Below are 24,379 nucleotides of genomic sequence, written 5' to 3' on the forward strand. Positions count from 1 at the left end.
TCGGGTGTGGGCATCCCAAAACGGATGCGCCGGGCGCGTTCACACGGCCACGAGGTGAGCCCCGCCCACACCCTGATAGCGCTGCGGTGTGCACGTGAGCACGATGACCTGGGTGTTCCGTCCGGCGTGTCCCAGGACTGCTCCCATGCTGGCCAGGCGCTCGGGGTCGGTGTAACCAAGGGCGTCATCGATGATGACCGGAACGCCGTCTGCGGGGTCGACGAGCATGGCGCACGCCAGCCGGCTGATGATGCCCAGCTGTTCTTTCGCACCGCCGGAGAGGGCATCGTGGTCAACGGTGACCCCGTCGAGCGTCCGGGTGGTGATGCGCAACTCCTCATCGATCCCGACGCCCAGGCTCGACCCGAACACAACCTTGCCCAGCCGGAGCACCTGGTCGGTGAACGGCTGGACATAGCGGCGCCGGGTGTTGTCGCGGTGACGCTGCAGCGTGTGGAGCAGCAGTTCTGCCGCCTGCGCACGGACCCTGACGCGCTCCAGGACGCCCTGCGCGCCTTCCAATTCGGTTGCTGCGACATGTAACTGGTCCAGCTGGCCATCGTCGCGACGGATCTCGATGCGCGTACGCAATTCGGCGATCTCGGTCCCGAGACCGGCCAGGCGCGGCTCTGCATGCTCCACCAGCGCCGAGACGTTGGCGTAGTGCAGTTCCAGTGTCTCCGGGTCTGCCTCGTCGATGTCGCGGGCGGCATGTGCCAGCGCCTTCTCCACTTGTGCGATGTGCTCGAGGATCGCCACGCGCCGCTCCTCCAGCGCCTCATCGGTACGCCCGTCGCACAATTGATGGTGCTGGTCTCGGAGACCATCACGATCGGCGCGCAGCTGGACGAGACGCTCGTCCAGGATCCGGTGCTCGTTGTCCAGACTGCGCAGCTCGCTCTGCACCTCCGCTCGTTGCTGTGTGACCCCGGCGAGCCGAACCGAGGCGGCACCTGCACGCCGTTCGGCCTCCTCGACGTCGACGGTGGCTGTGGTCGTCGGCTGCGCGTCGATCCGAGATGTCAGCTCGGCCAATTCGGCACGCAGAGTGTCCTCGTCACGGTCACCCAGAACCGCGGCCAGCTGTGACCGAACGCTGTCGACCGCGTCTGACGCCCGTTCGCGACGGCGCACCTGGGCCCGCAACTCGGCGACGTCCGCGACACCGCGTTCGTCAAGGAAACCCGCAAGGGCCCGCTCCGCACCGGCCAGTCGGCCGGCCAGGGTTGCCGACTCGGCCCCGGGCGCCACGGCCACCCGCACCACACCGTCCACCTCCACGACCGTGCCCTCGGTGAGGGCGAACTCGGTGGATGCCGTATCGACACCGTCGACGGTGATGGCGTGGTCTCCGAGTTTCGTGACCGTGACAAATGCTGCAGCAGAACGTGATTCGGCGCCCGCGATGGTGACTCGCTGGGCGAGGTCTTCGGCGATGTCGAGGTCGTCGTGGTCACTGGTGACAGCGGCGACCTGGCGCCGGGCGGCCGTCAGCTGTTCGCGCAGCGATCCGACGCGCTCCAGCAGTGCGGTGACCTCGTCGCGGCGCGTGCGCAGCGCACCGTTCTTCGCCGCAGCCCTGGCGGCGGCGACCTCCTCGGCCGCCCGGACCTCTGCCAGCCGCGCATCCTCCATGTCGCGGTCGAGGCGCGTCAGCTCGACCCGTCGTGTGTCCGCGACACCTCTGACGTGTTCGACCGCCCGGACGGTCACGTCGATGGTGTGCTCACAGTCGTTGACCCGCTTGCAGGCTGCGGCGCGCTGGGCCTTCTCGCGGTCGAGAGACTGCAATTCGTTCTGGAGAGAGCGCATTTCGGTTCGGGCCTCGTCATGCCGCCGTTGCAGCCCCACCGCCTGCTCTCGCTGCTCGGTGAGCGAGGCCAGTTCCACCTTTGCCATCTCCAGCGAGTTCGCCAGCTCCCGGCGCGTGGTGGTGAGCGTCTCCAGGCGCGCCGCGTCCGCGGTCACCTGGTCCATCGCAGCGGCCAGCTCGGTGTGACGAGCCTGGGCGCGTTCCATATCGGCTGTGGCCGCGGCCAGTTCCCGGGCAGGACGACCTTGTGCCGCAGTGAAATAACGTTCGTACTCCGCACGTACAGCGTCTAGCAACGCCGAGTCATCCGACCCGGGGTCGGTTCCCGACGACGTCGTGCCTGCTGCGGTGTCCAGCGCACGAGACAACGCAGCGCTCGACGACAGTTCGCCGACCACCGGGTCTCCTGCCTGGAGCAGGCGCAACGCCTTGAACAGGCCCGCGTCGACACGTTCATCGAGGATGGCGCACACACGCTCGTGGGCCGCACGGCCACTGAGCTGCTCTCTCACCGGCTCATCGATGACCAGTTCCGTGCGGGCACCCCTGTTGTACTGCTTGGTGTAGGTGAATCGGTAGGGGCCGCAGCTGATGTCGGCCTCCACCACCGACCCGACATCGAGACCGGATGGGACGACGGCACGTACCTTGGCGCTCTTGCTGTCCGAGCGCACCTCCAGCAGCAGATCGAGAGCCTCGATCATCGATGACTTACCGGCCTCGTTGGCACCTTCCACCACGGTGACCCCGACCTCGGGAAAGATGATCTCCCGCTCGGTGATCCCGCGAAAGTGGCTCAGCCTCAGTCGATGCAGCTTCACCGGCTACCACCGGCCAGCCGGAAGAGCAGGGCGAGGGCCTCCTGCGCCACGGCTGCCTGCGAGTCGGTGGCGCGTGCCAGCTCCGACAGTTCGGTGACGGCGTCGCCGATGAACCCCGTCAGTGCCATCTCGGCGAAGTCCTCGTCGTCGGGTCTGATCACCAGGTCGTGACGCAGATCCCAGAACGTCAATGCGGCAAATCGATCCGAGAACTCCTCGAGCATCGCATCGAGTTCTGACCGTTCGGTGATGCTCACGGACCCACGCAGCGCCAATTGCACCACGGTGTTCGCCTTGTGGTCGAAGGCGTCGAGGCGCCGCCGCAACCCGGAGATGTCGTCGGCGCTGTTGATGTCGTGCTCGACGGTACGAAAAGCCCACTGCCCCACGGGTTCGGCAGTGACATGCACGGTGTTCTCATCGCGCGCAGGGGTGACACCCGGCATGTACTGGCCGCGGGTGAGGGTGACCACCAGCGCTCGGCCCGGATCCTCCTCGCGGTGATCGTAGTTGGTGACTTCCTGCGCCCCGGAATACCAGATCCGGCCGGTGTCACCGATATCGGTGACCGAATGCCGGTCTCCCAGCGCCACATAGTCGATCAACCCGTCCGCGATGGCACGTTCGAGTTCGGCGACCTGGATGAGGGTCGGGTCGTCGGAGTCGGGCGCGAGCGTGTCGACCCGGCCATGACCGGCAACGATGCGGATGTCCTCGCTCGGCCCGAGCATGGAGACCTGCTGTGCGATGGTGTCGGCCAGCGGCACCTTGCTGGTCCACGGCGCGGCGATCAGCTGCAGGCCGGGGCGCACCTGAAACGCACCGACCGTTCCGAGAACGTGGACGTGGTCGGGTTTGTGGTCGGTGAACACGCGCGAGTTGTAGATGCTCGCGGCGTCGAGTGGGTCGTGATTGCCCGGGAGGAGGTACACCGGGCACCCGATCTGCTGCATGTGGTCGAGACTTCGACGGATGACGCGCGAGGACACCTGCCGGTCCTCGAACACGTCACCGCACACCAGGACGAACTCGGCGTTGTGGGTGGCGGCCAGCTGACCGATGCGTCCGATGGCCTCCTGACGCGCTGCTGTGTACCGCGCCTGGGCATCGCCCTTGAGGAAGTGCCTGGTCATGCCGAGCTGCCAGTCCGCGGTGTGGATGAAGGTCACCTCCTGCGCAGGCAGCGACAACGGCAGAGCTGCACTCATGGGTGACCTCCCCTCGTGGCCCGGATCGAACACAGTGACGACTGGTCCGATCCTACGAGTGGTGTCCGACAGAGCGTTGGATCTTCAGCGGTGGGTCACGCATCGCTTGTCGAGGCGGACACACCGGCTTTCAGTATCGCTCGCTCTCGATCACCACCGGTCCGGCCACCGCGAGCACGATCAGCCGTGTGTCGTCGGCGATCTCGTAGCCGAACTGGTATCCCGTGTCGATGTCGTAGCGCGAATCGCGGTCCTGTCGGCGACCACTTCCGTCGACCACGATGATCTCGCACAATCCCGGTTGGGTCTCGGCGCTGCACGAGTAGTCGATCAGCTCCGGCGACGGCTGCGGGTCGACCACCGACACCCCGGCATAGATTTCCGGGCTCACGGCTTCGACATCGACGGTGACCTCGTCTCCCGATCCGATCGTGGCCGCGGGATCTCGGGCGGCCAGCCCCGAGAAGTCCAATCCGACAACGGCTTTCAGGAGGTCGGTGTCGACCCGTGAGATGGCCCGCTGGGCGATTGCGATCCAGTCGAAATAGGTTGCCACCGGACTGATCTTCCAACCGCCGTCGGCCGGCACCGCGACCACATGACCGAAGGCACCGTACAGACGCTCGGCAAAAGGGCCGCCATCGGAGATGCATCCCTGGTCGCCCTCCCCGACCGTGCGTATGCAGTCACCGTCGAAGACAACTGTTGCCTCGGTGCCCTCGGAACGGAGTGTGGCCTCGAACTTGTCGATCCGGACCCGCGCCTGGTCGTTGTCCCCCCTGGTGACCTCGACATCAAGATCGTCGATCGTCACCGGCGACTCGATTCCGAAGTCGAAGTCGAACTCGGAGTCCGCCTCCAGCTCAGCATTGATGCCGGGGGCGTATGTCTTGAGCAGTCGCGACTCGACCCCGCCCATCGCGTCCGCGACATGAGTGACGTCAGCGGTCTGGAGGGTCTCGACCAGTCCCTCGACGAATCCGGTCAGCGCCTGTTCCGGAGAGTCATAACCGGCTTCGGGCGGGCCGGGATCAGCTGTCTGCCAGCCCAATTCCTCTGCGGTGTACTGGGCCGCAGTGAATGTGGGACTGACGAACCAGCCACCGTCGCGCAGCACCGACATCAGGAAAGGCGCCTGCTCGCGGTCACCGACCACCGCCGTCTCGGTGCCGGTGTCGACGTCGTCGGCTGTGGTGGTCTTGTAGGAGACCTCGGGTCCGGCGATCGAGACCTCGATCTCGACGGCACCGACCGCCGCCGGATCAACGTCGGGGACGAGGTCGGCCAGCGACTCGATTGTTCTGGCGTCGATTTTCAGGATGATGGTGGCGCGTTCGATCGAGACCTTCGTCAGATCGGCTTCCACCGCCTCGGACGTCAGACGCAAGTCCGATATCTCCACCGAGATGCCTTCGAATTGATCGATGGGTGACTGCCCGGCGGATCCCAGCTTGCTCTGCAGGTCGCCGATATCACCGATGAGTCCGGCCAGCTGGTCGGTCTCATCCGGCGGCAACAGTAGCCCGAGCCTCGTCCAGTCCTCCTCCTCGAGAGCGCCCAAGAAGTCCTTCACCGAGTTCGTGGCGCTCGACGCCCCGTTGACCTGGGTGACGAGTAGCCGGTTCACCGCGAATCCGCCCGTCGCCACCAGGACTATCGCAGCCACGATCGCAATGGCCTTGAGAAGGCCGGGGTTACGTGACGGGCCGGGCGGTCCGGGTTGCGGCGCAACGGGGCCGGGATTCGACGAGTAGCTCATCGGATCACACCACTTCGGGCCAGGGACGGCGCCAATGCCTCACGCCACACGATGAACGCCGGCACCACGAACCCGACAAGCCAGAGCGCCAAGGGCGCCGGCAGGTTCCAGTTCACCCGCACACTCATCACCACCAGGACCGCTATCGCAGAGATGACGAGTCCGATCGCAAAGCCGAACAACGCTTTCTGCTGGTCCCCCGGCCCACTCGACATCCTGTCGCGCACGAGTGTGGCCCCGGCCAGGGCGAGCGTGAAGAACACCAGCGCTGCGAGCACGGCGGACGTTGCCGAGTACAGGGTGAGCCCGGCGACCGACAACGCCACCCAGAGCAACGACACCGCCATCACCACACCCAGCGGCGCACTGTAGTACTCGTGCTGCGTCATCGCGATCCGGCGCGGTAGCGCAGGCGACAACGCGGCAGCCCCGATCCCACCGAGGACGGCGATACCGAGGTAGCCCGTGGTCACCGAATCAACCGATTCGTATGGCACTCCCGGCAACGACACCATCAGCGCCCACCCTGCAGCAGCCCATCCCAGAAGCGAAAGCGACAGGGACGAACCAGTTTTACCGGTGGCCGCCGACAGGATCAGGCGGCCGACCACGATCAGCCAGGCCGCGGCTGCGGCCGCGGAGACCAGCGGATCGAGGACGCTCACGCGCAGGCCTGCGACGGCATCGAGGTTCTCCACGAAACGCACCACATCGATCACCACAGCGGACACCGTCATCACCGCGAACAGCCCGCCGACGACAAGAAGAAGAGCCCGCGACTGCCGACCTGCGACGCCGAACCCGTCGTGGCCCGAGACATCGAAGAGATCGGCCTCACGCGGCTGTCCCGCGAGAACCGCTCCCGCCAGCCCGATCCATACCGCCGGACCGAAACCCGTACCGCCGTAATCCCATTCGGTCCAGCGGCATGAGATATCCCAGCCAAGGCAGACCATGACCACTGCGAGATAGGGGGCCACACAGATCAGTTTGAGCGCACGCAGCTTCGCCGGCGTCCACGTCTGCCCGAACATTCCCCTCCGACTCGCGGCCGGCAACAACAGCGACAGCAGCGAGAGGCCCGTGACGATCGCGACGTCGACGCGGAACAACGCGAGGGTGTCGGCGTCCCAGTCCAGACCCAGCGAGGCCAGCAGCGCCACAGCCGCCAAGAAGTCGCGAATCCGGTCTGCTCTCGTGGGTGCCCACGGAGCGCCACCGACAAGCGAAGCCGAAGGCGGACGTTGCAACACATCCGAGGGTTGCGATGGGGGCACCGTTCCTGGTTGCAAAGTGCGCTCCTCCCGTTGGGCACCAATGCAGGTCACATCGTAGGTCAGGGTGAAGGAAAATCCTGTCATCCATTCGGCGCAGGGATACTGGGCAGATGAACCCCTCCCCCCGCAGCCACATGGTGTTCGCTGCCGCCGCCGGAACATCCAGTGTGGCGCTGGGACTCGGCGTCGGCTACCTGCTGGCACCTGCCGTCGATCGGAGTTCGTCGCCTCTACAGGCCGTGGGGTCCGAGGTGATCGACCGCATGCCCGAGGGTCTCAGGGAATCGGCCATCGATGCGTTCGGCACTGCCGACAAGACAGTGCTGCTGGTGACCATCGCGGCAATCATGGCGGTGCTCGCCGCTTGCGCCGGAGTGGCCGAATACCGGCGTCCCCCGGCCGGACTCGTCATGGTGGCCCTGGTCGGAGCACTCGGGGCCGCAGCGGCGGTGGCGCGGCCGAACGCGTCGCTCGGGTGGGCGCTACCCACGATCGCCGGGGTGGTGGTCGCCGTGCTCGTACTGCACTGGCTGATACGGGCACTGCCCCCGCGGGGCGGCGAACCCGCAGACCACAACGATGCGCACGGCGACGGGTCTGCCACTGCCACCGACCGACGCCGGTTCCTGGTCCGAGCCGGTGCAGTCGGCGGCGGGGCGGTCCTGGCCGGACTCGGCGGTGTGACCGTCCGACGGGTCAGTGGCGGGGTGGGAGCCGATCGCGGCGCCTTCGCCGTGCCCGATGCGAGCAACCCGGTCACCACACAAGCGCCGTCCATTGCTCAGGTCAGCTCGTTCATCACCCCCAACGACGACTTCTATCGCATCGACACCGCGCTCGTGGTGCCACAGGTCAAGAGCACAAGCTGGTCGCTGCGCATCCACGGGATGGTCGATCGAGAGATCAGGCTTGATCTCGACCAGCTACAACAAGACAACAGCGCCTTCGACGCCGTCATCACATTGACCTGTGTGTCCAACGAGGTCGGCGGCGACCTCGTCGGCAACGCGACCTGGACTGGCTACCGCCTGAAGGACCTCCTGGCTGCGGCCGGCCCGTCCGCGGACGCCGACATGGTGTTGTCGACCAGTGCCGACGGATGGACCGCCGGTACTCCACTGACCGCATTGACCGACGGTCGCGACGCCATGCTGGCGGTGGGGATGAACGGTGAACCGTTGCCGCTCGAACACGGCTACCCGGTCAGGATGGTCGTCCCGGGCCTGTATGGATACGTCTCGGCGACCAAGTGGGTCGTGTCGCTCGAGGTCACCAGATTCGATCGCGCGGAGGCCTACTGGACCACGCTCGGCTGGGCCGAGAAGGGGCCGATCAAGACCAGTTCGCGCATCGACGTGCCGAGGACCGGTTCCTCACTCACCAGCGGCCCGGTCACCGTCGGAGGCGTGGCCTGGGCACAGCACCGCGGCATCAAGGGCGTACAGGTGCAGGTCGACGACGGGCCGTGGAACGACGCAGAACTGTTGGATCCCAACGTGATCGACGCATGGCGACTGTGGAGGTGGCAGTGGGATGCCCCATCCGGCGAGCACCGCCTGAGGGTTCGGGCCATCGACGGCGAAGGCGCAGCGCAGATCGAATCGGAGACGCCGTCGGTGCCGGACGGAGCGACCGGACTGCATTCGGTCGAGGTGCAGGTCCGGCCCTGAGCTAGCGCGGCTCGGCGCAGTCGGCCATCCATCCGGCGAGCAAAGCCAGCGACCTCCGCGCTGCGGCATCATCGCGGTCGACGAGCCACCACTGCACGGTGCCGAACAGCATCTGCAACGCAGACCGCACCAATTCACGTTCGGACACTTCCCATCGCATCCCGCAGCGATCGCCGATCTCGGAAAGATAGGTGTGTCCGTACTTCTCGGCGATCGTGTGTTGCAGCAGCGCCTGACCGGCCGACGCCGATTCCGTCGGCTGCCGCAACGAGAACAGCATGGACTCGATCATGAGCAGCCAACGATTCGGGAATTCGGCCGCGCGTGCCCACACCGCAGTGACCGCCTCCTGGATGGAGATCCGGAGCGCGTCCCGGCCGGTACCGAGGTTTTCGGTGGGCACCGAAGCGAGAAGCGCCTCGAGTTGCTCGGCGATCACCTTCTCGATCATCGCGGCGACGAGTTGTTCCTTGTCGTCGAAGCAGTAATGCACCACGCCGAGGGAGACCTTGGCTTCCTCGGCGACACCACGCACGGTCACCGCGCTCATCCCGCCGCGGTCGGCAAGCGTCAGAGCGCAGTTCACCAATTGTGCGCGGCGGTCCTCCACCGACAACCGGCGCGAACCTGGAACGTCACTGCGCATGGCGCACAGTACATCCCGAGACGAGCGCCGACGTCAACCACGGTGGACACACGGCTGGTCAGTCCCCCGCGCCAGATTGCGCCGCGGCTTTCGCAGTGCTGTTCGCCTTCGGAACCCCGGCTGCGCCCTCGGTGCCGGCGGGGACTTCGCCTGGTTGCGACCCGCCCGCGGGCACCACCGCTTCCATCATGTGCCGCGGCCTGGCAAAGGCTGCAGCAGCGACGACACCGATCAGCAGGGCCGCAGCCGGCAGCAGGAGCGACTGCCCCATCGCTGCGGAGAAACCGTCCCGAACCGACTCCGGGAGCCGTCCGGCCTGATCCATCGACGAAGACCCGAACCCGGGGACCTCTGCGGCGAGGCGGGTCTGCATCAGGGCACCCACCGCAGCGCTACCGAGCACCGAGCCGATGAGACGCGTGGTGTTGTACACGCCGGCACCGGCCCCGGCACTGGTCATCGGGAGGTTTCGCGTCGCGGTGGCAGCCAACGGCGCCCAAATACCCGAACTCGCCGCGCCCATGAGCGCCACGGGCAGCAGAAGCTGCCAGATCGGGGTGGTCGGCGTGGCGATCATCGCGAGCCAGCCGATGGCCACCGCGTTGAGCAGCAGGGCCGTGGCGACGATGTATCGAGGGTGGACCCGGTCGACCTGCCGGCCGACTATGGGCGCGAGCACGCCGGTGAGAACCGCCATCGGCACGGTCACCACGGCCGACTCCGTCGGGGTCAGACCCGCGACGAGCTGCAAGTAGTACATCAGCGGGACCATCATCCCGGCCGTCGCAAAACCCATCGTCGTGATGCCGATACTCGCCAGTGAGAAGTTCCGGTCGCGGAACAGGCGCAGGGGCACAAGCGGTTCAGCCGACCGCCGCACGGTCAAGATCTTGTGCTGCCAATAGACGAACAACGCCATCAACACCAGGCCGAAGCCGATGAGTCCCCAGATCCAGGCCGCCCAGTCGTATTTCTCACCGTCCTGGATACCGAAGACCAGGCACGTCAGACCGATGCCGCTGAGCGCCATGCCGACGAGGTCGAAGTGGCGTTTGCTCGTGGACACCTGCGGCACCAGCTTCCACGCCAGCGCCAGACCGATGATGCCGACGGGGACGTTGACGAAGAAGATCCACTCCCAGCCCAGACCGTCGACGAGCCCGCCACCCGCGAGCGGCCCGATCAGCGTCGCGACACCCGCGACGGTGCCCCAGACACCCATCGCCGCGCCACGCTTGTTCTCGGGAAAGATCCTCGTGATCAGTGCCATCGTCTGCGGCGTGATCAGCGCCGCGCCGACACCCTGCAGACCGCGCGCGAGGATGAGCATCTCGATCGAACCTGCGAACCCGCACCACACACTCGCGACCGTGAACACCACGAGGCCTACGAGATACACGTTCTTCGGTCCGTACCGGTCACCCAGACGTCCGGCGACCAGCATGGGCACCGCGTAGGTGAGCAGATAAGCGCTCGAAACCCAGATGACCCCGTTGACATCGGTGTCGAGCGCCCGCTGAATGGCGGGCTGGGCAACCGAGACGATGGTCATGTCCACGAGGATCATGAAGAACCCGATGCACAACGCGCCCAGCGCAAGCCAAGGTCTGGTGGTGATGGCCGGGGTGGGGCTGGGGCTACTCACTGTCTTCCTCTGTTCTGTTCGATGGGGTCGTGCGCGCCAACCACTCCTCGATCCACAGGAGGTCGCCGTTCTCCAGCCGATCACGCAGGCTCTCGGTCCAGGCGATCTCAGCCTGCATCACCGCCTGCCGGCAACCGGCATCCAGCAGGAACATCTCGGGGATGCCGCCTTTCGAGGCCGCTTCCACCGACCGGTTGACCGATTCGAGTTCGCCTCGCATCGCACCGAGCCGCTCGGTGAGAAGCCCGACAACCTCATGCCGGCCCAGCGAGTGCGCCTCGGCCAGGGCGAGGTAAAAGCTCGGGTACTCGACCGCGGGTGTACGAAGCATTGCCGTGAGAGAGCGGCGCAAAGCGCTGGTGCCCGCCTCGGTGATGGCGTAGACGGTTCGTTCGGGCCGGTTGCCGGAACGCTGAACACTGTTGATCTGCAACAGATCCTGGGCGTGCAGCCGGTCGACTGTGTGGTAGAGCGATCCGGGTCGGGTCTTGGCGAAACGGTCCTCGTTGCGTTCGAGCAACGTCTGGACCATTTCATACGGATGCATCGGCCGTTCCGCCGCCAGCCCGAGGACAAGAACGGCCAACGGGGTCAGTTCGACATCGGCAGCAGCACTGCGTTGCGTCATCGTCCTCCCCCACCCGGCCTTCGGCCCCGAATAGTCCATGTGGAATATACCGCGTCGAAGTCCGTCTGCCCAGCCCTGATCAACGGCTACCCTGGAAACGATGAGCACCGAGTCGACACACTCAGCGCACGACACCCCCGGCACCTACGTGACCACCGGTGAAGAGTTCGTGCGGGACACCCGATACATCGACAACCGCATCACGCGTGACGGCGTCGGACCCGCGGGCGAGACATTCAAGGTCGAGCCCGGCCGGTACCGGCTGATCGTCGCCCGCGCATGCCCCTGGGCGAACCGGGCGATCATCGTGCGCCGACTGCTGGGTTTGGAGTCGGTGCTGTCGATGGGCCTGTGTGGCCCGACCCATGACTCGGACAGCTGGACCTTCGACCTCGACCCCGACGGACTCGACCCGGTCCTGAAGATCCCGCGCCTGAAAGACGCCTACCTGACGCGATACCCGGACTACCCGCGGGGAATCACCGTCCCGGCCATCGTCGACATCCCCACCGGCGCCGTGGTCACCAACGAGTTCCGCCAGATGACCCTCGACTTCTCCACCGAGTGGGTCGACCACCACCGGGACGGGGCTCCTGACCTCTACCCCGAACATCTGCGCGGCGAGATCGACGAGGTCATCGACGTCGTCTTCAAAGACGTCAACAACGGCGTGTACCGGTGCGGCTTCGCCGGCAGTCAGGACGCCTACGAAACCGCCTACGATCGTCTGTTCACACGTCTCGACCAGCTCTCCGACCGGCTACGCGAGCAGCGTTACCTGGTGGGCGACACCATCACCGAAGCGGACGTGCGCCTGTTCACCACCCTGGTCAGATTCGACCCCGTCTACCACGGACACTTCAAGTGCAATCGGTCCAAACTGAGTGAGATGCCCGTGCTCTGGGCGTACGCGCGCGACCTGTTCCAGACCCCCGGATTCGGCGACACCGTCGACTTCACCCAGATCAAACAGCACTACTACATCGTTCACGAGGACATCAATCCCACGAAGATCGTGCCCAAGGGACCGGATCTGTCCGGCTGGCGCACCGCTCATCACCGTGAAGCACTCGGCGGTCGACCGTTCGGCGACGGCACCCCGCCACCGCCGCCCATCGACGGCGAAGTGGTTCCCGCCGGACAAGGAGCCTGACCCATGGCCAAAAAGCAGCTGTCGTCCATCGGCGATGGACAGATCGTGGGGGCCGGACGCAAACCGGAGGGCATCCTGGACGCCCTGGTCGGTCAGGCGCAGCACCTGCAGGCACCCGCCGTCGCCAAGTACGTCAACCACCTGCGTCAAGAACACCCCTACGAGTCACCGGCACAGATCATCGCCCGGCTCGAACAGCGCTTCCTGATGGCTGTGACCGGATCTGGCGGAGCGGTCGGCGCCGCGGCTGCGTTCCCGGGTGTGGGCACCGTGATGTCCCTGGCATCCCTGGGCGCCGAGACCGCCTTCTTCATCGAGGCATCGGCACTCCTGTCGCTGGCCATCGCCGATGTGCACGGCATCCCGATCGACGACCGCGAACGCCGCAAAGCCCTCGTGCTGACGGTGGCGCTCGGTGAGTCGGGGCTGGCTGTGGTGCGTGACTCACTCGGCGCGAAGTCCGGCGGAACCATGGGCCGTGCGCTCGGCGGCGTCATACCGGCACCGGTCATGCGCACACTCAATCAGCGGTTGGTCAAACGCTACCTGCGCAAGTACACCCTCCAGAAGTTGCCGTTGGCGGCCGGCAAACTCCTTCCCGCCGGCCTCGGCGCGATCATCGGAGGCGTCGGCAACCGCACACTCGGCAAGATCATCATCAACAACTCACGCAAGGTCTTCGGCCCTGCTCCCAGGGAATGGCCGTCGAACCGTCCCCACATCATCGCGCCATACGACGGGCCGTCCCCTAGTTGACGGCTCCGCCAGAAGACGTTCGACCCGGGTGGATCCGGCGGCTGACCCGGGAATGTCTGCGTCACCGCAGACTGGTTGTCATCGTCCTCGCTGTCACCGGCCTCGCGCTGCTGATCGACCTCACGATCCCCCTGCTGACCAAGGCCGCGATCGATGAAGCCACCGGGGCCGCCGAGCACGGTTACTCGATCGCTGCGATCGCCGGGGTCATGGTGGCGCTGGCATTTGTCCGATTCGGATGCCAGTACGGTCGCCGCCTGACCGCTGGACGACTATCGCTCAACGTGCAGAATGCGCTGCGGTTGTCGATCCTGAACAGCGTGCTCCGCCTCGACGGTGCGGCTCAGGATCAGATCCGCACCGGGCAGGTGGTGTCGCGCAGCATCACCGATTTGCAGCTGGTGCAGGGCCTCCTCGCGATGGTGCCCCTCTCGCTCGGCGCGATGGTGCAGGTGGTTCTCGCCATCGGGGTGATGTTCTACCTGTCACCCTTGCTCACAGTGGTTGCCCTGCTGGTCATCCCGGCCGTGTCGGCCATCGCCTTCAACAGTCGCAAACGCCTGTTCGCCGCCACCTGGTCCGCGCAACAATCGGCCGCCGACCTCGCCCAGCACGTGGAGGAGACGGTGACCGGCGTCCGGGTCGTCAAGGGCTTCGGTCAGGAGGATCGGGCTGTCGACGAGCTCGTGGGCCTGGGCCGTCGGCTGTACTCCATGCGCCTGCGGTCGGCGAAGATCAACGCACGTTTCGCGCCGTCGCTCGCGGCCGTGCCGCAGCTGGGGATGGTCGCGATCATCGCCCTGGGCGGGTACCTCACGATGCAGGGCTCGATCACGGTCGGCACCTTCCTCGCGTTCGCCACCTACGTCACCACGATGACCGGACTCGCCCGGCTCCTCACCTCACTGCTGGTGTCGGCGCAACTCGCGCGGGCCGCCGTCGAGCGCGTGTACCAGGTGATCGACGAACCACCCGATCCCGCTCTGTCCGCGCGCAGCACCCTTCCCGGTGATGCCCTCGGACTGGCGCTGAACAACGTCACCTTCACCTACCCGGGAGCCCGAACACCCGTGCTGAACGGGGTCGACCTCCACATCGCCCCCGGTGAGGTCGTGGCCGTCGTCGGTCCGCCCGGCTCGGGCAAATCGACCCTCGCCCTACTCGCCGACCGCTTCTACCGGCCCCAGGCCGGCACGATCGAATTGTCGAACAGCCACGGCAGTTTCGACATCTCCACGGTGGAGACACAGGAACTCCGGTCGACGGTCGGCGTGGTCTTCGACGAGGCCTTCCTCTACTCGGACACCGTTGCCGCCAACATCGCCCCGAACGCCCACGTAGGCAAATTCGACACCACCACCGACGAGAAGCCACCGCTGCCGTCGGGCATCATCTCGGCCGCCGAACGAGCCGGCGCACACGGTTTCGTGACCGCACTCGAACACGGATACCGGACCATCGTCGGAGAACGAGGACTGACACTGTCGGGCGGACAACGCCAGCGCATCGCACTGGCCCGCGCGCTCTATGCCGACCCCCGCGTACTGATCCTCGACGACGCGACCTCTGCGGTCGACGCGCGGACCGAGGCCGACATCTTCACTCATCTGCGCACCTCCACGCGGACCATGTTGATCCTGGCCCATCGCCGGTCCACCCTGACCCTTGCCGATCGTGTCGCCGTTCTCGACGGAGGCCGCATCATCGACGTCGGTACCGAGGCCGAACTCAACGCTCGCTGTGCCCTCTTCCGCTCACTGATGAGCACGGATGTCCGCGACGTCGACCTCGACGAGGAACTCGCCGCCGATCAGCCGGTGGCGGTCGATGAGCTCTGGCCGAGCGAAACACCCGATCGCGAGCCGCGGCTGCGCAAGGTCGCGGCACCGGCGACGATGGGTCCTCGCGGCGGTGGCGGGATGGCCGGCGCGCTCGGTGCGATGGCTCCGACCCCGAAACTCCTCGAAGCGGTGCAGGCGCTCCCCCCGGCCGACGAGTCACCGGACGTCGACGACAACGACATCCGCACCGATCGACCCGACTTCTCGCTTCGTCAGTTGCTGCGCCCGGTTCGCTGGTTGCTGGCGTTGGTCGTGCTGTGCATATCCATCGACACCCTGGTGGGTCTGGCCTTCCCGACGATCGCCCGCTACGGCATCGACGGAGCCACGGCCGACCGGTCGAGCCATCTGTGGTTCGCGGCCGGTGCAGGTCTGGGCGCCGTTGCGATCGGATTCGCGGCTACCGCCGTGATGACCGTGATCACCTCCCGCGCCGGCGAGCGCGTCCTCTATGCACTGCGCGTGCGAAGTTACGCGCACCTGCAGCGACTCGGCCTGGACTACTACGAGCGCGAACTGTCCGGGCGGATCATGACGCGCATGACCACCGACGTCGATGCGCTGTCGACGTTCCTGCAGACGGGTCTGTCGACCGCGATCGTCAGCACCCTCACGGTGGTCGGTGTGGCGGTTGCCCTCATCATCACCGACGCCTCTCTCGGACTGCTGATGCTGGTGGTGTTCCCGCCGATCATCGTGGCGACGATCGTGTTCCGCCGGATCTCGTCGCGTGCCTACACCCGCTCACGGGAATTGGTCAGCGAGGTCAACGCCGACTTCCAGGAGAACGTCGGCGGCGTGCGCACCACCCAGGCCTACTCGCACGACGGCTTCGCCATGGCGCAGTTCTCGGCACGGGCTGCGGCGTACGTTCGGGCCCGCATGGTGTCCCAGCAGGCGATCTCGATCTTCTTCCCCTTCATCACCCTGATGTCCGACCTCGCGACCGCGGGAGTGATCGCCTTCGGCGCCCACCAGGTTGCCGGCGGCAGCACCAGTGCGGGCACCCTCGTCGCGTTCGTCCTGTATCTCGGCATGCTGTTCGGTCCGGTCCAGCAGCTCTCGCAGGTCTTCGACGGGTACCAACAGGCGCTGGTCGGCCTTCGCCGGATCTCCGATCTGCTCGCCACCCGCAGTAGCGTGCGCTGTCCCGACGGCGTGCCCGAACTCGCCGTGGCGACACCGGAGAACGGATTCACCGGGCACGCCGAACTGCGAGAGGTCGGGTTCCGCTATCCCGGGTCGACAACCGATGCGCTCGCCGGCGTGGACCTCGATCTACCCGCCGGCACCTCGCTGGCCCTGGTGGGTGAGACCGGCGCGGGCAAGTCGACCATCGTCAAGCTCCTCGCCCGGTTCTACGACCCGACAAGCGGATCGGTGCGGATGGACGGCACCGACATCCGGGGCTTCCGGTTGTCGTACTACCGCTCCCGACTGGGCGTGGTCCCGCAGGAACCCCACCTGTTCACCGGCACCGTCGCCGACAACATCGCCTATGGCAGACCAGACGCCGACCACGAGCAGATCGTCGCGGCGGCTCGCGCGGTGGGGGCGTTGTCGATGATCTCGGCGCTGCCGGGTGCCATGAACCATCCGATCGGTGAGCGGGGGCAAGGACTGTCCTCCGGTCAGCGACAGCTGATCGCGCTCGCCCGTGCCGAACTGGTGGACCCCGACCTCCTGCTGCTCGACGAGGCGACCGCCACGCTCGATCAGGCCACCGAACGACGGGTGATGGCAGCCGGCCGGCACCTCACCGGATCACGGAGCTCGGTGATCGTCGCGCATCGACTGGCGACCGCGGCGCGAGCCGACCGCATTGCCTTGGTCGCCGGCGGGCAGATCGTGGAGCTCGGAACACATGACGAGCTCCTGGCGTTGGACCGAAGGTATCGCGCCCTGTGGACGGCGGGTATCACGCCGGACGAGGCGAGCGAACCGACAGCCGGACACGGCGGCAACCGACCGGCATAGCTTCGGCGGCACTCGGGGACTAACCTTTAGACCTGGATACTTCGAACGGAGTTCCGGGCGGCGTGATAGCGGCGGAGACGGCCCCTGGCGCGGGACTCGACATGGATACGTAAAGGGAATTGAGGCGAGATACTGCCGTGAGCAGCAGTTCGATTTCAGACTTCGGACAGAACGAGTGGCTGGTTGAGGAAATGTACCAGCGCTTCAAAGAAGACCCGAGCTCGGTGGACCCGAGTTGGCATGACTTCCTGAAGAGTTATGGCGCAGAGGGTAATGGGTCCGAGGAGGCGAAATCCCCGCCGAAGTCGGCGTCGAAGGCGACTGCTGGGTCACAGCCGAAGGCCGACGCCTCATCGAACGGCTCTGCTGCCCCCAAGTCCTCCGCCAACGGATCCGCGGCCAAGCCCGCTGTCGACCCGACTCCGGCGAGCAAGGCCGCTGCCGGCCAGTCCGAGCACAGCAGGGACGCCTCGTCGTCGACCACCACCTCGGCCGATTCGACCACCGACAAGTCCGCGGAGTCGGTGAGCAAGGATGCCGCACCGGCGGCCAAGAAGTCCGCGCCGGCCCCCCGCAAGGACGCCCCCACCAAGAAGGACTCCCCGGCGAAGAAGTCTGCGCCGGCAGCAGCCGATGCACCGACCGAGGCCAGCAACAAGGTCCTGCGTGGTGCCGCTGCCGCTGTTGCCAAGAACATGGCGGCCTCGCTGCAGATTCCGACGGCCACCAGCGTTCGCGCGGTGCCCGCCAAACTGATGATCGACAACCGGGTGGTCATCAACAACCACCTCGCCCGCACCCGTGGCGGCAAGGTGTCGTTCACCCACATCCTCGGGTACGCGATCGTCCAGGCGATCAAGTCGTTCCCGAACTTGAACCGCCACTTCGAAGAGGTCGACGGCAAGCCGAACGTGGTGACCCCGGCGCACACCAACCTCGGCCTGGCGATCGACCTGCCCGGCAAAGACGGTTCCCGCACGCTTGTGGTCGCGGCGATCAAGCGTTGCGAGACCATGAACTTCGCGCAGTTCCACGCGGCTTACGAAGACATTGTCAGGCGGGCTCGCGAGGGCAAGCTGACCGCCGAAGACTTTGCGGGCGTGACGATTTCGCTCACCAACCCCGGAACCATCGGCACGGTCCACTCGGTGCCGCGGTTGATGAAGGGCCAGGGCGCGATCGTGGGCGCGGGCGCGATGGAGTACCCGGCCGAGTTCCAGGGCGCCTCCGACGAGCAGATCTCGGCGCTCGGCGTCGGAAAACTGATGACGCTGACGTCCACGTATGACCACCGCATCATCCAGGGCGCGGAGTCGGGTGATTTCCTGCGCACCATCCATCAGTTGCTGCTGTCGGACGAGTTCTTCGACCAGATCTTCACCACGCTCCACATCCCGTATGAGCCGATCCGCTGGCGTCGCGACATCCCCGAAGGCGCCGTCGACAAGAACGCCCGCGTACTGGAACTGATTGCGGCATACCGCAACCGTGGCCATCTGATGGCGGACATCGACCCTCTGATGATCGATTCGGACGCACGGTCGGCTCACCCCGACCTCAACGTGCTGACCTACGATCTGACGCTCTGGGATCTCGATCGCAGCTTCAACGTCGGTGGGTTCCACGGCGAGAACAAGATGAAGTTGCGCGATGTCCTGTCGATCCTGCGCGACTCCTACTGCCGGCACGTCGGTGTGGAGTACACCCACATTCTCGAGCCCGAGCAGCAACAGTGGCTGCAGGAACGGGTGGAGATCAAGCACGTCAAACCGCCCGTCGCGGAGCAGAAGTACATCCTCTCCAAGCTCAACGCAGCCGAGGCATTCGAGACGTTCCTGCAGACCAAGTACGTCGGGCAGAAACGGTTCTCGCTCGAGGGTGCCGAGGCAGTCATCCCGATGATGGACGGCGTGATCGATCAGAGCGCCGAATACGGCCTCGACGAAGTGGTTGTGGGCATGCCCCACCGTGGCCGGCTCAATGTGCTCGCGAACATCGTCGGCAAGCCGTACTCGAAGATCTTCACCGAGTTCGAGGGCAACCTGAACCCGTCGCAGGCGCACGGCTCAGGCGACGTCAAGTACCACCTCGGCGCCGAGGGCAAGTACTACCAGATGTTCGGCGACAACGAGATCAACGTCTCCCTCACCGCCAACCCGTCTCACCTCGAGGCCGTCGACCCGGTCCTCGAAGGTCTGGTGCGGGCCAAGCAGGACCTGCACGACAAGGGCGACGGCGCGTTCACCGTGCTGCCGCTGATGTTGCACGGCGATGCCGCGTTCGCAGGCCAGGGTGTGGTCGCCGAGACGCTGAACCTCGCCATGCTGCGGGGTTACCGCACCGGCGGCACCATCCACATCGTGGTGAACAACCAGGTCGGTTTCACCACCGCCCCGGAGGCATCGCGGTCGTCGGAATACTGCACCGATGTCGCGAAGATGATCGGTGCGCCGATCTTCCACGTGAACGGCGACGATCCCGAAGCATGTGTGTGGGTGGCCAAGCTGGCCGTCGACTACCGGCAGGCGTTCAACAAGGACGTTGTCATCGACCTGGTCTGCTACCGCCGTCGCGGCCACAACGAGGGTGATGATCCCTCGATGACCCAGCCGGCGATGTACGACGTCATCGACACCAAGCGGTCGGTGCGCAAGAGCTACACCGAAGCGCTCATCGGCCGTGGTGACATCTCCACCAAGGAAGCCGAAGACGCCCTGCGCGACTACCAGGGTCAGCTCGAACGGGTCTTCAACGAGGTCCGTGAGTTGGAGAAGTACCAGGCTGCACCGAGCCCCTCGGTCGAGGCCGACCAGCAGGCACCGGTGAAGCTGGACACCGCCATCAGCAAAGAGACGATGGAACGGATCGGCGACGCGTTCATCAACGTGCCCAAGGGTTTCACCGTGCACCAGCGTGTCCAGCCCGTGCTCAAGAAGCGCTACGAGATGTCGCGTAACGGCGATGTCGACTGGGCGTTCGGTGAGCTGCTCGCATTCGGTTCACTGGTCGAAGAGGGCCGCACCGTGCGACTGTCCGGTCAGGACTCCCGCCGAGGCACCTTCACCCAGCGTCACTCGGTACTGATCGACCGGGAGACCGGCGAGGAGTACACACCGCTGCGTACGGTCGCCGAGACCAACCCGGACAAGCCGGGCCGATTCCTCGCCTACGACTCCGCACTCAGCGAATATGCGGTGGTCGGCTTCGAATACGGATACTCGGTCGGTCATCCCGATGCCCTTGTGCTGTGGGAAGCCCAGTTCGGTGACTTCGTGAACGGCGCCCAGTCGATCATCGACGAGTTCATCTCGTCGGGTGAGGCCAAGTGGGGTCAGACCTCCGACGTGGTACTGCTGCTGCCGCACGGTCACGAGGGTCAGGGTCCCGACCACACGTCGGGACGTATCGAGCGGTTCCTGCAGCTGTGCGCAGAGGGCTCGATGACCGTGGCCCTACCGTCGACTCCCGCAAGCTACTTCCACCTGCTGCGTCGCCATGTGCTCGATGGCATCAGCCGTCCGCTCGTCGTCTTCACCCCGAAGTCGATGCTGCGGAACAAGGCTGCGGTGTCGCCGGTGTCGGAGTTCACCGAAGGTCGTTTCCAGTCGGTCATCGACGATCCGGCCTTCACCTCCGATGCCGAACGCGAGAAGGTCCGGCGGGTGCTGCTGGTGTCGGGCAAGTTGTACTACGAACTGGCCGCACGCAAGGCCAAGGACAAGCGTGACGATGTCGCGATCGTCCGTATCGAGCAGCTCTACCCGGTGCCGCACAAGCGTTTGCGCTCGGCACTGAGCCGCTACACCAGCATGGAAGAGATCTTCTGGGTCCAGGAAGAGCCGGCCAACCAGGGTCCGTGGCCCTTCTTCGGTCTAACGCTCCCCGAGATGCTGCCCGAGTTCTTCAACGGCCTGCGCCGGGTCTCGCGACGGGCGATGTCGGCCCCGTCGTCGGGTTCGTCGAAGGTGCACGCCGTCGAGCAGCAGGAGATCATCGACACCGCCTTCGGCTGACCGGTCATACCCCGATGATGGGGCCTTTTGGCGAAGTCCACCTGGGCTTTACTCGCCAAAAGGCCCCATCATTGGGTGGTGGGGGTGGCTGCTGCCAGTGTCGCGATGAGCGGCAGTGCGCGGGTGATCAATTCGACGAGGGCGTCGCGGTCCACGCCGACTGAATCTTGCAGCCACCGAACGGTCACCTGCTCGGTGAAGGTGACCCAACCGTGTACGGCGAGTTCGATCAGCGGGGTGCGCGTCAGATCGAGAAGTTCGGCCAGCGACAACACCCGTTCGGCCATCACGGTCCGGGTGTGCTCGGCGACCTCACGCATCGCCGGATCCGAGGCACCGCTCCCCTGCAAGATCGCGAGATAAGCCGAACGGTTCGCCGACACGTAGTCGATGTACTGGGCCAGCGATGCCCGGGCGATCTCGATCGGATCGCCGAGACTCAGATCGGGTTCGGTTCGCGCGAGCATCCGCCTGCTCTGCTCCGTGGTCAGTGCCACCAGGAAGTCCTGCTTCGACTCGAAATAGTGGAAGAGCAGAGCCCGCGACACGCCCGCTGCCTCGGCGACCTCCTCGACGGACACCTGGTCGAGCGCGCGGTTGTCGAGCATCCGCAGGCCGTGGCTGATCAGCTGATCACGCCGTGCCTGTGGGCTCATCCGGGTTCGCCGAGCGGTCGTCACGCGTCCGATAGTACTGACTCTTCGTCAATAGTCGGGCCGTGGACGCCGTTCCGCTATTGACAGCTCGTCAATAGGCGGTATGTTCGTACCCATGAACGTTGTAAAGATCGCCATCATCGGCGCAGGCTTTTCCGGATTGGGTGCTGCCGTCAAGCTGCAGCAGAACGGTTTCGACGACTTCGTCATCCTCGACCGCGGCAGCAATTTCGGTGGTACCTGGCGCGACAACACCTATCCCGGTGCGGCATGCGACGTCCCCTCGCACCTGTACTCCTACTCATTTGCGCTCAACCCCTCGTGGAGCCGCTCCTTCTCGCAGCAGCCCGAGATCCACAAGTACATCAACGGCGTCGCCGACAAGTACGACCTGGGGTCGCGGACCCAGTGGAACACCGAGGTCATCAAGACCGCCTGGGACGAGAAGGCCGGCCACTGGGTGATCGACACCGACAAGGGTCAGTGGCAGGCCGAGTTCCTCATCGGCGGGATCGGCCCCCTCTGCGAGCCCAAGCTCCCCGACGTCACCGGCATCGAGAGCTTCACCGGCGAGATCTTCCACTCGGCGCGATGGAACCACGACTACGACCTGGCCGGTAAGCGCGTAGCAGTGATCGGGACCGGCGCCTCGGCCATCCAGATCATCCCCGAGTTGGCCAAGAAGGTCGGGCGACTCGACGTCTACCAGCGCACTGCCCCCTGGGTGCTGCCGCGTGCCGACCGGCCCTACTCCGCCAAGGAGAACTGGGCGTTCAAGAACATCCCCGGATTCCAGCGTGCGGTGCGCGCGAGCATCTACGCCTCGCACGAATTGGTCTCGTTCGGCCTCACCCACCAGCCCAACGTCCTGGCACCCGCGAAGATCATCGGCAAGCAGAACATCGCTCGCGGTATCTCCGACCCGGCGCTCCGGGCGAAGGTCACCCCGAACTGGAAGGTCGGCTGCAAGCGGATCCTGTTGTCGAACACCTACTACCCGGCGCTGAACCAGTCCAACGTCGAGTTGGTCACCGACCCGATCAAGGAAGTCACCACCAGCGGCATCATCACTGCCGATGGCGTGAGCCGCGAGGTCGACGCCATCGTCATCGCGACCGGCTTCCACGTGACCGACTCCCCCACGTTCGAGCACATCATCGGCAAGGACGGGCGCAGCCTCGCCCAGGTCTGGGAGGCCGAGGGGATGAACGCCTACAAGGGTTCGACCGTCAACGGCTTCCCCAACATGTTCCTGATGGTGGGACCGTCCACCGGGCTGGGCCACACCTCGATGGTCTACATGATCGAGTCCCAGCTCAACTACCTCGTCGACTACTTCAAACTGTCCCGCGAGTACGGCATCTCCCGGGTGGAGGTGCGGGCCGACGCACAGCACGATTACAACGCCACCATCCAGAAGAATCTCAAGACGAGTGTCTGGGAAACCGGCGGCTGCGCGAGCTGGTACAAGGACAAGTTCGGCAACATCACCACGCTGTGGCCCGGATTCACCTTCAACTACCGGCGCCTGACCCGTAAGTTCGACCTGGCTGCGTACGACACCTCGACCGCAGCCGCGATCGCTCCCGCGGCAGGCGATGGCGATGGCACGACCAACACACTGAAAGAAGCGGTGACGTCATGAAGGACTTCAGGGGCAAAGTGGCCGTGGTGACCGGCGCCGGTTCGGGCATGGGCCGCGACCTGGCACTCCAACTCGCAGCCAAGGGCGCCAAGGTCGCCATCTCGGACGTCAATCCCGCCGGTCTCGAAGAGACCGAGCGCATGCTCAAAGAGCAAGGCGCCGAAGTACATTCGCAGCTGCTCAATGTTGCCGAACGCGAAGCCGTCCTCACCTACGCGGATGATGTCGCCCAGCATTTCGGCAAGGTCAACCTCGTCATCAACAACGCCGGCATCGCCCATCACGGTGAAGTCGAGCTGACCGAGTTCAAGCAGTACGAACGCGTGATGGACGTGGACTACTGGGGCGTGGTGAACGGGACCAAAGCGTTCCTGCCGTACCTGATCGCATCGGGCGACGGGCATGTCGTGAACACCTCGTCGTTGTTCGGCATCCTGGCCATGCCGGGTCAAAGTGCGTACAACGCGGCAAAGTTCGCGGTCCGCGGCTTCACCGAATCGCTGTATCAAGAGATGCGGATCGCCGGACATCCGGTGAACGTCACCTGCGTCCATCCCGGTGGCATCAAGACCGCGATCGCCCGCAACGCCACCGTGTCCGAAGGGCACGACCAGAAGAACACCGCCGAGTTGTTCGACAAGAAGCTGGCCCGCACCACCTCGGCACGGGCCGCGGAGATCATCATCAAGGCGATCGAGCGCAACCGTCCACGGGTTCTCGTCGGCGCCGACGCCAAGGTGCTCGATCTGCTGGTTCGCGCCGGCGGATCCATGTACGAGATCGTCAACAGCAAGCTGGCGGTCAGGTTGCTGCCGAAGGCGGACCCGTCGCCCGTGACCTCCACGTCTCCGCTCCTCTGACCCCTGACGAT

At 65.7% G+C, this 24,379-nt stretch carries 15 protein-coding genes; 7 read left to right on the forward strand and 8 right to left on the reverse strand.

Translation table 11 applies throughout. From position 1 onward, the window contains the following. Positions 1–39: 39 nt before the first annotated feature. The 4 genes from ACVWY6_RS24360 to ACVWY6_RS24375 all read right to left on the reverse strand — a co-directional run bounded on the left by ACVWY6_RS24360 (position 40) and on the right by ACVWY6_RS24375 (position 6,893). Complete coding sequence (locus tag ACVWY6_RS24360) at positions 40–2,634, reverse strand: AAA family ATPase (RefSeq protein ID WP_457541497.1); 2,595 nt, start codon at positions 2,632–2,634, stop codon at positions 40–42. Continuing rightward, entirely contained in the window at positions 2,631–3,803 is a 1,173-nt protein-coding gene (locus ACVWY6_RS24365; protein ID WP_400727064.1) for a metallophosphoesterase family protein, read from the reverse strand. Before ACVWY6_RS24365 ends, ACVWY6_RS24360 begins: the two co-directional genes overlap by 4 nt. 169 nt (positions 3,804–3,972) lie before the next feature. After that, positions 3,973–5,601 carry a hypothetical protein gene (locus tag ACVWY6_RS24370; protein WP_457541499.1) on the reverse strand — a complete coding sequence of 543 codons (1,629 nt, stop codon included), beginning with the start codon at positions 5,599–5,601 and terminating at the stop codon, positions 3,973–3,975. Continuing rightward, positions 5,598–6,893 (reverse strand): DUF7937 domain-containing protein, encoded by a 1,296-nt coding sequence (locus ACVWY6_RS24375; RefSeq protein WP_457541500.1) that lies wholly within the window; start codon positions 6,891–6,893, stop codon positions 5,598–5,600. The genes ACVWY6_RS24370 and ACVWY6_RS24375 overlap by 4 nt, the downstream gene beginning before the upstream one ends. A 95-nt stretch (positions 6,894–6,988) precedes the next feature. Here ACVWY6_RS24375 and ACVWY6_RS24380 point away from each other — a divergent pair, with 95 nt between their 5' ends. Then, positions 6,989–8,548 carry a molybdopterin-dependent oxidoreductase gene (locus tag ACVWY6_RS24380; RefSeq protein ID WP_457541502.1) on the forward strand — a complete coding sequence of 520 codons (1,560 nt, stop codon included), beginning with the start codon at positions 6,989–6,991 and terminating at the stop codon, positions 8,546–8,548. Position 8,549: 1 nt separating this feature from the next. Here the strand turns inward: ACVWY6_RS24380 and ACVWY6_RS24385 are convergent, their stop codons facing one another. From ACVWY6_RS24385 to ACVWY6_RS24395, 3 genes are read right to left on the reverse strand one after another with little or no spacing between them, the layout of a single operon-like run. After that, positions 8,550–9,194 carry a TetR/AcrR family transcriptional regulator gene (locus ACVWY6_RS24385; RefSeq protein ID WP_023957834.1) on the reverse strand — a complete coding sequence of 215 codons (645 nt, stop codon included), beginning with the start codon at positions 9,192–9,194 and terminating at the stop codon, positions 8,550–8,552. Positions 9,195–9,252: 58 nt separating this feature from the next. Further along, a complete protein-coding gene (locus ACVWY6_RS24390) occupies positions 9,253–10,839 on the reverse strand; it encodes a DHA2 family efflux MFS transporter permease subunit (RefSeq protein WP_457541504.1) in 1,587 nt (528 codons plus the stop codon). Then, positions 10,832–11,467, reverse strand: a complete 636-nt coding sequence (locus ACVWY6_RS24395) for a PadR family transcriptional regulator (protein WP_457541505.1) — start codon at positions 11,465–11,467, stop codon at positions 10,832–10,834. Before ACVWY6_RS24395 ends, ACVWY6_RS24390 begins: the two co-directional genes overlap by 8 nt. A gap of 100 nt (positions 11,468–11,567) precedes the next feature. Here ACVWY6_RS24395 and ACVWY6_RS24400 point away from each other — a divergent pair, with 100 nt between their 5' ends. From ACVWY6_RS24400 to ACVWY6_RS24415, 4 genes are all read left to right on the forward strand, one after another. Then, positions 11,568–12,620 (forward strand): glutathione S-transferase family protein, encoded by a 1,053-nt coding sequence (locus ACVWY6_RS24400; protein ID WP_457541507.1) that lies wholly within the window; start codon positions 11,568–11,570, stop codon positions 12,618–12,620. Positions 12,621–12,623: 3 nt separating this feature from the next. Then, positions 12,624–13,376: a hypothetical protein gene (locus tag ACVWY6_RS24405; RefSeq protein ID WP_023957828.1), complete on the forward strand. Its 753-nt coding sequence runs from the start codon at positions 12,624–12,626 to the stop codon at positions 13,374–13,376. Continuing rightward, positions 13,373–17,194 carry an ABC transporter ATP-binding protein gene (locus tag ACVWY6_RS24410; RefSeq protein WP_457541509.1) on the forward strand — a complete coding sequence of 1,274 codons (3,822 nt, stop codon included), beginning with the start codon at positions 13,373–13,375 and terminating at the stop codon, positions 17,192–17,194. The genes ACVWY6_RS24405 and ACVWY6_RS24410 overlap by 4 nt, the downstream gene beginning before the upstream one ends. 137 nt (positions 17,195–17,331) lie before the next feature. After that, a complete protein-coding gene (locus ACVWY6_RS24415; protein ID WP_457541511.1) occupies positions 17,332–21,207 on the forward strand; it encodes a multifunctional oxoglutarate decarboxylase/oxoglutarate dehydrogenase thiamine pyrophosphate-binding subunit/dihydrolipoyllysine-residue succinyltransferase subunit in 3,876 nt (1,291 codons plus the stop codon). A 68-nt stretch (positions 21,208–21,275) separates the two neighbouring features. On the opposite strand, the gene ACVWY6_RS24420 is transcribed toward ACVWY6_RS24415, so the two are convergent. Continuing rightward, the gene (locus tag ACVWY6_RS24420; RefSeq protein WP_457541512.1) at positions 21,276–21,887 is read right to left on the reverse strand and encodes a TetR/AcrR family transcriptional regulator; all 612 of its coding nucleotides are present in this window, start codon (positions 21,885–21,887) and stop codon (positions 21,276–21,278) included. Positions 21,888–21,978: 91 nt separating this feature from the next. Between ACVWY6_RS24420 and ACVWY6_RS24425 the strand changes: the two genes are divergently transcribed. Together ACVWY6_RS24425 and ACVWY6_RS24430 are read left to right on the forward strand one after the other, a co-directional pair. Further along, entirely contained in the window at positions 21,979–23,508 is a 1,530-nt protein-coding gene (locus ACVWY6_RS24425) for a flavin-containing monooxygenase (RefSeq protein ID WP_457541514.1), read from the forward strand. Continuing rightward, positions 23,505–24,368, forward strand: a complete 864-nt coding sequence (locus ACVWY6_RS24430; protein ID WP_023957819.1) for an SDR family NAD(P)-dependent oxidoreductase — start codon at positions 23,505–23,507, stop codon at positions 24,366–24,368. The genes ACVWY6_RS24425 and ACVWY6_RS24430 overlap by 4 nt, the downstream gene beginning before the upstream one ends. The last annotated feature ends 11 nt before the right edge of the window (positions 24,369–24,379 follow it).

The organism is Williamsia sp. R60 (assembly GCF_054063855.1).